Annotated in this window: 2 protein-coding genes; both read left to right on the forward strand. The window is 62.2% G+C overall.

The window, feature by feature from the left end:
• On the forward strand, positions 1-122 hold a 122-nt coding region (locus EN893_RS35310), incomplete at its 5' end, for a His/Gly/Thr/Pro-type tRNA ligase C-terminal domain-containing protein (RefSeq protein WP_164901452.1).
• Positions 119-1,068 (forward strand): ABC transporter permease (locus tag EN893_RS35315; RefSeq protein WP_128362231.1); only part of this gene is annotated, 950 nt, incomplete at its 3' end. The genes EN893_RS35310 and EN893_RS35315, both read left to right, overlap by 4 nt.

Raw genomic sequence — 1,068 nt, forward strand, 5'->3', positions numbered from 1 at the left:
AAGTGATCGTCGGGCCGCGTGGTGTCGCAGCCGGCGAGATCGAGATCAAAAATCGCAAGACCGGCGAGCGCGAGACGCTGCCGATCGCAGACGTGAAGAAGCGCTTCGGTGTCGCCGCATGAACGAGGCGGTGGCGGCAAGACCGGTCGGCGCCGGACCCTTTTCCATCTTCGAGCGCATGGTCGCCTGGCGCTATCTGCGTTCGCGGCGCAAGGAGACGGTGATCTCGGTGATCGCCTCGATCTCGTTCCTCGGCATCATGCTGGGCGTCGCCACGCTGATCGTGGTCATGGCGGTGATGAACGGTTTCAGGGCGGAGCTTTTGACGCGCATCCTCGGCGTCAACGGCCACCTGATCGTGCAGCCGCTCGATTCGCCACTGGAGGACTACGCGCAGGTCGCCAGCCGCATCAACGGTGTGTCAGGCGTCAAATACGCCATCCCGCTGATTGATGGCCAGGTGCTTGCGCAAGGCAATGTCGGCGGCGGAACCGGAGCGCTGGTGCGCGGCATACGCGGCGAGGATCTGAGCAAGATCGCCATCGTTGCCAGCAACATCAAGCAGGGCTCGATCGCCGATTTCGACTCTGGCGACGGCGTTGCCATCGGCAAGCGCATGGCGGAGAATCTCGGCCTGACGCTTGGCGATACCATCACCTTGATTTCGCCCGACGGCGACGTGACGCCGATCGGCACCACGCCGCGCATGAAGGGTTACAAGATCGCGGCGATCTTCGAAGTCGGCATGTCCGAATATGACACCTCCATCGTCTACATGCCGTTTTCCGAAGCGCAGCTCTATTTCAACATGGACGGGCGGGCGCAGACGATCGAGATCTATGTCGACAATCCAGACGATGTCGATGCGCTGAAACCGAAGGTGGAGGAGGCGGCGCAGCGGCCGATCGACATGGTCGACTGGCGCCAGCGCAACGAGACCTTCTTCTCCGCCCTGCAGGTCGAGCGCAACGTCATGTTCATGATCCTGACGCTGATCGTGCTGGTGGCGGCGCTGAACATCATCTCCGGCCTGATCATGCTGGTGAAGGACAAGGGCCACGACATCGC

Origin of the sequence: Mesorhizobium sp. M7A.F.Ca.CA.004.04.2.1, assembly GCF_004022825.1 — a bacterium.
Classification (GTDB): domain Bacteria; phylum Pseudomonadota; class Alphaproteobacteria; order Rhizobiales; family Rhizobiaceae; genus Mesorhizobium.